We start from the raw sequence: 7,154 nt of genomic DNA on the forward strand, positions 1-7,154 counted from the left end.
GCGGGAACCAGATGCCCCCGAAGTCATTCGGCGCGCTGCTTCCCGAACCCGGGCATCTCCGGCTTGGTGCAAGGCCCCAGGGCACCGCAGGCCGGCCCATGACGTTCAACGCAGGAAGGAACCGGCATGCGCACCCCGCACCGGCTGGCCGCCACCGCGCTGGCAGTCCTCGTCCTGGCCGCGGCGGGCTGCTCCAGCTCGCCGCCCAAGCCTCCGGTCGACTGGACCGCGGTCAGCGGCGCCCCCCCGGCCGGCCCGACCGCCAGCCTCATCGCCGCCGCGGAAAAAGAGGGCACGCTGAACGTCATCGGCCTGCCCGCAGGCCAGGCCGACTGGGCCGCGATCATCAATGACTTCGCCAGAACCTACGGCATCAAAGTCCGCCAGGAATATCCGGGCGCCACCAGCCAGCAGGACATCAGCCAGGCCAAACTTGAGAACGGCACGGCACGCGCGCCCGACGTTTTCAGCCTCGACATGAACGTCGCGCTGGCCAACGCCAACCTGTTCGCCCCCTACAAGGTCTCCACCTGGAACGCCATCCCCACCGCGCTCAAAGACCCCGCCGGGCTGTGGGCCGCCGCCTACGGCGGCTACATGTCGGTCGGATACGCCCCTCGCTTCGGCACGATCACCTCGCTGAACCAGCTGCTGGCCCCGCAGTTCCGGCACGCCGTCGCGCTGACCGCCAGCCCGGCCTCCGCGCCCGGGCCCGGGCTCAACGGCGTCATGCTCGCCGACCCCGCGCTCAACGCGGTCATGATGGCCGGCCTGGCCGAAGGCGGACATTCCGGCGGCATCGCGGCCGGAATCGCCTGGTTCCGCGAACTCGGCACGGCCGGCAACCTCGCCACCGTCACCGCAACCCCGGCCACGATCAAAGCGGGCATCACCCCGGTCGTGTTCAACTGGGACTACCTCAACCAGCCCGCGGTCACCGGCGTCCCCGGCTGGAAAACCTTCATCCCGCCCGGCGCGGTGCTGGGCGGCTACTACACCCAGGCCATCAACAAAGACGCCCCCCACCCCGCGGCCGCCCGGCTGTGGGAAGAATTCCTCTACTCCCAGGCCGCGAACGGCGGCCAGAACCTGTTCCTGCAAGCCGGCGCCCGGCCCGCCGAACTCGCCGCCATGACCGCCGACGGCACCGTCGACACCGCCGCTGCCGCCCGGCTGCCCAAGGCTGTCGGGCCGCCCCTGTTCCTCACCCCGGCCCTGGCCACCACCGCCGCCCCTCACCGCCAACTGGGCGAAAGAAGTACGTGCACCAAGCTGACGGGCCGGCGGCGCAGCGGCGGGAGCCGCCTGGGGCTGGGGTCACGGACCCGGCTGTGCGCGCTAGCCCTGTTCGTACATCTGCTGCGGGGTGATGAGCAGGATGTGCTCGCGCGTGGCCTGCCGGACGTCGTTCGCGAAGCCCGCGGCGCTGTAAGCCGCAAGAGCCGTGTGCCGGGTATCGAAGCCCCTGACCGCCAGGAGGTCGCGGGCGCGGGCCAGCCGGCCGAGGTGCCGCGGGCCCAGCACCGTGCCCCATTTGGCTTCGCCGAGCGACAGTACCCGCCGGGGCTGGCCCGGCTCGGGCGCGGCGAGCACGATGACGTCCACTTCGATCTGGTCACGGTTTCCCGGATCGTTGACGACGCCCGCGCCCACCTCGGCGGGCAGTTCGCCGAAGATGTCCGTGCCGATGGCGAACTGGCGGCACAATGCCTCGAAGTGCGGGCCTACCACCCGGGAAAGGAAGGCCGGGCGGGAGGCCTGCCAGGCGGCTTCGGCCCGGCCGAGTTCGAGTTCCGGCCAGCGCGGCCGCATGATCGCCTCGTAGAAGCCGATCAGCGGCTCGGTGATCCGGTAGCTGGCCCTGCCGCGGCGGATCAGGTCGGGTTCGCGCACGATCAGCCCGGAATCCTCGAGCACGTTCAGCGGGTGGCTGAGCTCGTCGGATCGCCGGCCGGTGTAGCCGGCGATGCCGCCGTTGGTCCTGTTGCCGCTGGCGATGGCGGCCAGCACGGAATGGTAGATCGCCGGGCCGCGGATATCGGGCTCCTCGGCGAGCAGGTAGCGCGCCTCGCGGAACAGCGGCATCTGCGGGTTCAGCACGGTGCGCGCCACCCACGCGTCGAAGTCACCGGACCCCGCGGGTACGTCGCCGCGGATGAATTCCCGCCGGTAGGCGGGGGTACCGCCGACAACGGCATGAACGAGGATCGCCAGTGACGGGTCGGTGATGTCCCAGAACCGGGCGGCGTCCCGGTAACCGAACGGGCGGATGACGAGTTCCAGCCCGGCCCGGCCGCGCAGCGGCGCCCGGCCGGCGAGCAGTCCGCCCATGACGCTCATCGCGGAACCGCACAGCAGGAGCCGCGCCCTGCTGCCCTGCGCGCTGCCGCCCGGCCCGAGCTCTCGCTGGATGATCGACGGCAGCGCCGGGGACGCCTTGGACAGGAACGGGAACTCGTCGAGAACCACGGGAACAGGAGCCTTGCCGAGCTGCCCGGACAAGCACGCGATCGCGTCGTTCCAATCGCGGAACGGAGCATCGACGGGCTCGCGGGTGTGCCGGAGCAGCGCGTCGGCGAACAAGCGGAGCGACTCGGCCTCGGTTGCCTCCGTTGCCGCGAAGTACAAGCCGCCTACCGCCTCGGTCATGGCCTGCAGCAGGAAGCTCTTGCCCTGCCTGCGGCGCCCGCTGACCACGCCCAGCAGGGCGCCTGGATCGGGGGCGGTGGCGAACGAGACCAGTCCTTCCCACTCCCGGTCCCGGTCGAAGATGCGCGCGGGCTTCACGGCCACAGCAGGTCCAGAAATACAATCCTGTGAAGTAAACTACACGGAAGTATAGTTCAGCATCATGGTGGATGCTAGGCGAGTGGCACGGCCGGGGGCGGCGGCGGCGACAGGGCGTACGTGTCGATGCCTTCGCCGGAGGTGTGCCTGGCGAGCTGGCCGCGGATCACGAGGACTTCCAGGTGGGCGGCGGTCTCGCCGACCGCGAGCAGCTGGTTGAACGGCTCGAGGTCGGCGAACTTGCGCTGCCTGCGGGTCCACGGGATCGCGCTGGCGGCCTGGTAGGCGGTCACCGGTCCGGCTGAGGCGGCGTCGCGGGTCTGCTCCAGCCGGGTCTCATGGTGGGCGAGCAGCTCGCTCACCCGCTCGTGCGTGCTCTCGCAGACCGGGCCGTGCGCGGGCAGCAGCCGGGAGTCGGGCAGCCCCATCATGAGCTGGAGCGAGCCAAGGTAGTCGCGCAGCGCCATCGGGGTGATCGCCGGCTGGAAGCCGATCGACGGGGTGATGTGCGGGAGCACGTGGTCGCCCGCGAACAGCGTGGCCCCCGCCTCGTCGTGAAACACGACATGCCCCTGGGTGTGCCCGGGCGTGTGGATCGCCCGCAGCGTGCGGGACCGCAGGTCCAGCACGGCGCCGTCGGCCAGCCAGCGGTCCGGGTCGGACCACTGCAGCCGCGGCCACGGGTCGGCAAGCCGCGGCGCCATGATCGCGCGGATCTGCTCCGCCAGCGTGTCCGCGCCCATCGCGTGCAGCATCTCGATGAAGCCGGGTTCGCGGCCGGCCGCGACGGCGCGGATCGCCTCCATGTTGATCCGCTCGCCCTCGCCGAGCATGATCTGCCCGCGCAGCGTGGTCCGCAGCTCGACCGCCAGCGTGTAGTGGTCCTGGTGGATGTGCGTGATGAAGAAGTTCCTGATGTCGCCGAGCCCGAACCCGAGCTGGCCAAGCGCCCCGGTCAGCCGCTCGCGCGCCTGGACCAGCGCCATCCCCGCGTCGATCAGGTCCACCCCGTCGTCGCCCGCGATCGCGTAGACGTTCACCGCCTTCAGCGAGTCCCCGGGCAGCGGCAGCGGAATCCGGTACAGGCCGCCGCCGAGGTCCTCCACCCCGGGCTCGGCCCACGCGTCCCTGTCGGCCCGAGAGGCCGACGGCCGGCTCATCACATGATCCACGGGCGGTACCTCCTTGCCCGCTAATGTACCGGGCAGTAAGGACTCCGGAACGGCCGCCGCCCGCGCAGGCGCGCTCCGGCCGGCCGTCCTACCCGCCGACCTGCGCGCCGTCCGGGTTTACCGGGCAGCAGGCGGCGACCGGGCAGGTGCGGCAGCCCGGGTTCACCCGGGCGCGGAAGACCGGGCCCGCCATCCCCGCGGCCACCGCCTCTACCAGGTCTTTCGCCCAGCCGGGGTGCGGATCGTCCGCCAGGGCGTGCTGGGCCTGCACCTTGGCCCTGGCGGTGAACCCGGCCTTGCCCACCTGGACGAGCTCCGCGCCGCCCGGCTCGGTGACGCCAAGCTGCTCGAACGCGCCAAGCAGCACCGCCAGCTGGTAGACGCCAAGCTGCGGGTGCCGGTCAAGCTCGTCATCGCGGGGGGCGGTGGCCCCGGTCTTGAGGTCCACGATGATGCCGCGGCCGCGGTGGTCACGCTCAAGCCGGTCCACCCGGCCGGTGATCTCCACCTGGCCTATCCGCACCCGCAGCGCCTCCTCCGTCGCCAGCAGGTCGCGCGGGTTGGCTTGGTGCCACTCCACGAACTTGCGCACCATGCGCTCGGCCAGCTCACGCTGGCGGGAACCGTACCAGGCGCTGCCGAAGTCCAGGTGGTGCCAGATGTCGTCGATGCGAGACGCCACGGACCGTTCGGATGCACCTGCGGAAATGAGCACGGCGGCGGCGTGGATCACGGTGCCCAGGTGGCGCAGGACATCGGACCTTCCCGCGCCGGCCGCCGACTCGAGCAGCCAGCGCAGCCCGCAGCGGGCGAACGTCTCGACCTGCGATGGGGACAGCCGGACCCGCTCGCCGTCGGCCACGATCGGGCCGTCGTCGGACAGCCGGGTCAGCGCGTACCACTCCCGCGGGTCCGCGCCGCGCACGCCGGCGTCCGCGAGCCTGGCGAGCTGCGCCGCGGCGGCCGCGCGCAGCGGCGGCGGCCGGGACGGGTCGGCGGCGGCCCGGCGCAGGTCCGCGACGAGCACCGGCAGCGACAGCCAGCGGGAGGCGGCGCCGGCCTGCTGGATCTGCAGCTCGTCGCCGGCGAGTTCGGCCAGGAATCGGGAGGGGCGCTGGCCGGACTCGTCGCCGCCCGCGGCGGTGACGACCAGAAGCCGCCTGGCGCGGGTGGCCGCCACGTAGAAGAGCCTTCGCTCCTCCGCGAGCAGCTTGGCCGCGAGCGTGGCGGCGGCGGCGTCGCCGCGCCCGGGCACGCGCGCGTCCGGGGCGTCCGGCGCGTTCCCCGCCGCCTCGGCGAGCTCGTCGGCGCCGAGCAGCGAGCCGCGCAGCCGCAGGTCCGGCCACACCTCCTCCTGCACGCCCGCCACGACGACCACGTCCCACTCCAGGCCCTTGGACCGGTGCGCGGTGAGCACGCGGACGCAGTCCTCGCGGACCGCCTGCTCGGCCAGCGAGTCCCCGGCGATCTCCTGGCCGGTCAGGCTCTCAAGGAACAGGCCGGGGTTTCCCGGCGGCAGGTCGCCGGCGAACCGGGCGGCCGCCTCGAACAGGGCGAGCACGGCGTCCAGGTCCCGGTCGGCGGCGGTGTCCTGCTCGGCTTGCCGCTCCCACCGCGCGGCCAGGCCCGAGGCGTCCCAGACGGCCCACAGGACGTCCTCGGCGCTGCCGCCGTCGGCGATGGCCCGGGTCGCCGTCTGCAGCAGCGCGGCCACCCGGCGGGCCGGGTGCGCGACGCGGTCGCTGATCGCGTGCAGGTTCTCCGGGGCGGTGAGCGCCTCGGCGAGCGGCATTCCGGCCAGCGCGCGGCGGAGCTTGCGCAGGCCGAGGCTGTCGGTCTGGCCGAGCGGGCCGGTCAGCAGCTCGGCCGCGGTCTCGTCGTCGAGCCCGGCGGGGCGCAGCGCGCAGCGCAGCAGCGTGAGCAGCGGGCGGACCCCCGGCTCGTCAGGAAGCGGCAGCTCGTCGCCGGCCACCGTCACCGGGACGCCCGCGGTCGCCAGCGCGCGCCGCAGGGCGGGAAACTGCCGCTGCCCCGAGCGGACCAGGACCGCCATCTGCTGCCAGGGCACTCCGTCGGCCAGGTGGGCGCGCCGCAGCGTGTCCGCCACTAGGGCGGCCTCCTGTGCCTGGGTGTCCGCCACCAGGATCCGCACCTCACCCGGCGCCGCGTGCGGGAGCGGCAGGAGGTGGCGGTGGGGCGAGGTCGCGGCGCCGCCGCCAGGCGGAAGCCGGCGGGCGATCCGGCGGGACGCGGCGAGCAGCACCGGGCCGCTGCGGCGGCAGGTGCGCAGCGCCACCACGGGGGCCGGGAAGCCGTCAGGGGTGCGGAACCTGTCGGGGAAATTGGTCAGGGCGCGCACGTCCGCGCCGCGGAACGCGTAGATCGACTGGTCCGGGTCGCCGACGGCGACCAGGTCCCGGCCGTCGCCGGCCAGCGCGAGCAGCAGCGACTCCTGCGCCGGGTCGCTGTCCTGGTACTCGTCGACGAACACGGCGTCGTAGGCGTCGCGCTCGCGCTGGCGCGTCGCCTGGCGGCTGAGCAGCGCCGCGGCGATCCGCACGATCTCGGCGTAGTCGTAGGCGGGCACAGGGGCGAGGTCGAAGCGGGCCGAGTACCGGTCAAGGAACGCCCCCGCCGCCACCCAGTCGTCCCGCTTGCACTGCCTGCCAAGCTGGCGCAGCGCCTTGCCGTCTAGGCCGCGCTCGGCGGCGCGCATCAGCACGTCCCGCAGCTCCTCGGCGAACCCGCGGGTGGCCAGGGCGGGCTTGAGGCGGTCAGGCCAGCTCAGGCCGCCGTCGGCCACCTCCCCGCGCAGCATCCGGCGTATCTCCAGCAGCTGCTCGGGCGCGGAAAGCAGCCGGGGCGGCTGGTCGCCCGCCAGCACGAACTCCCTCCTGACCAGCGCGTACGCGTAGCTGTGGAAGGTCAGCGCGAGCGGCTCTGACGTGGTGCGGCGCAACCGCGCGGTGATCCGCTCGCGCAGCTCACCCGCCGCCTTCCTGCTGAACGTCAGCACGAGGATGCGGTCGGGTGCGACGCCGCGCCGCTCGATGCGGTCCGCGACCGCCGCCACGATCGTGGTGGTCTTGCCGGTGCCGGGGCCCGCGAGCACGAGCAGCGGGCCGCCCTTGTGGTCGACCACGCTCTGCTGTGCCTCGTCGAGGCGCGGGCCGGCGACACCGGCCTCGGGGCCGG

The 7,154-nt window shown here is 73.4% G+C and carries 5 protein-coding genes; all 5 read right to left on the reverse strand.

Annotated features, from left to right (window positions below; all coding sequences use genetic code 11):
• Nucleotides 1–23: 23 nt before the first annotated feature.
• Nucleotides 24–347 carry a hypothetical protein gene (locus Q1N79_RS14325; protein WP_300609281.1) on the reverse strand — a complete coding sequence of 108 codons (324 nt, stop codon included), beginning with the start codon at nucleotides 345–347 and terminating at the stop codon, nucleotides 24–26.
• Between the two features lie 246 nt (nucleotides 348–593).
• Nucleotides 594–752, reverse strand: a complete 159-nt coding sequence (locus tag Q1N79_RS14330) for a hypothetical protein (RefSeq protein WP_300609283.1) — start codon at nucleotides 750–752, stop codon at nucleotides 594–596.
• Between the two features lie 586 nt (nucleotides 753–1,338).
• Nucleotides 1,339–2,787 carry an ATP-binding protein gene (locus Q1N79_RS14335; RefSeq protein ID WP_300609285.1) on the reverse strand — a complete coding sequence of 483 codons (1,449 nt, stop codon included), beginning with the start codon at nucleotides 2,785–2,787 and terminating at the stop codon, nucleotides 1,339–1,341.
• A gap of 74 nt (nucleotides 2,788–2,861) precedes the next feature.
• On the reverse strand, nucleotides 2,862–3,959 hold the full coding sequence (locus tag Q1N79_RS14340) for an MBL fold metallo-hydrolase (RefSeq protein WP_300609287.1): 1,098 nt from the start codon (nucleotides 3,957–3,959) through the stop codon (nucleotides 2,862–2,864).
• 88 nt (nucleotides 3,960–4,047) lie between these two features.
• A partial coding sequence (locus Q1N79_RS14345; protein ID WP_300609289.1) for an ATP-dependent DNA helicase occupies nucleotides 4,048–7,154 on the reverse strand: 3,107 nt, incomplete at its 5' end.

Origin of the sequence: Trebonia sp. (assembly GCF_030042015.1) — a bacterium.
GTDB lineage: Bacteria > Actinomycetota > Actinomycetes > Streptosporangiales > Streptosporangiaceae > Trebonia.

Excerpts from the sequence above, each read along its gene's own strand:
- Q1N79_RS14325 (WP_300609281.1), bottom strand. The coding sequence starts at position 347 with ATGATCGCGGCCCAGTCGGCCTGGCCTGCGGGCAGGCCGATGACGTTC.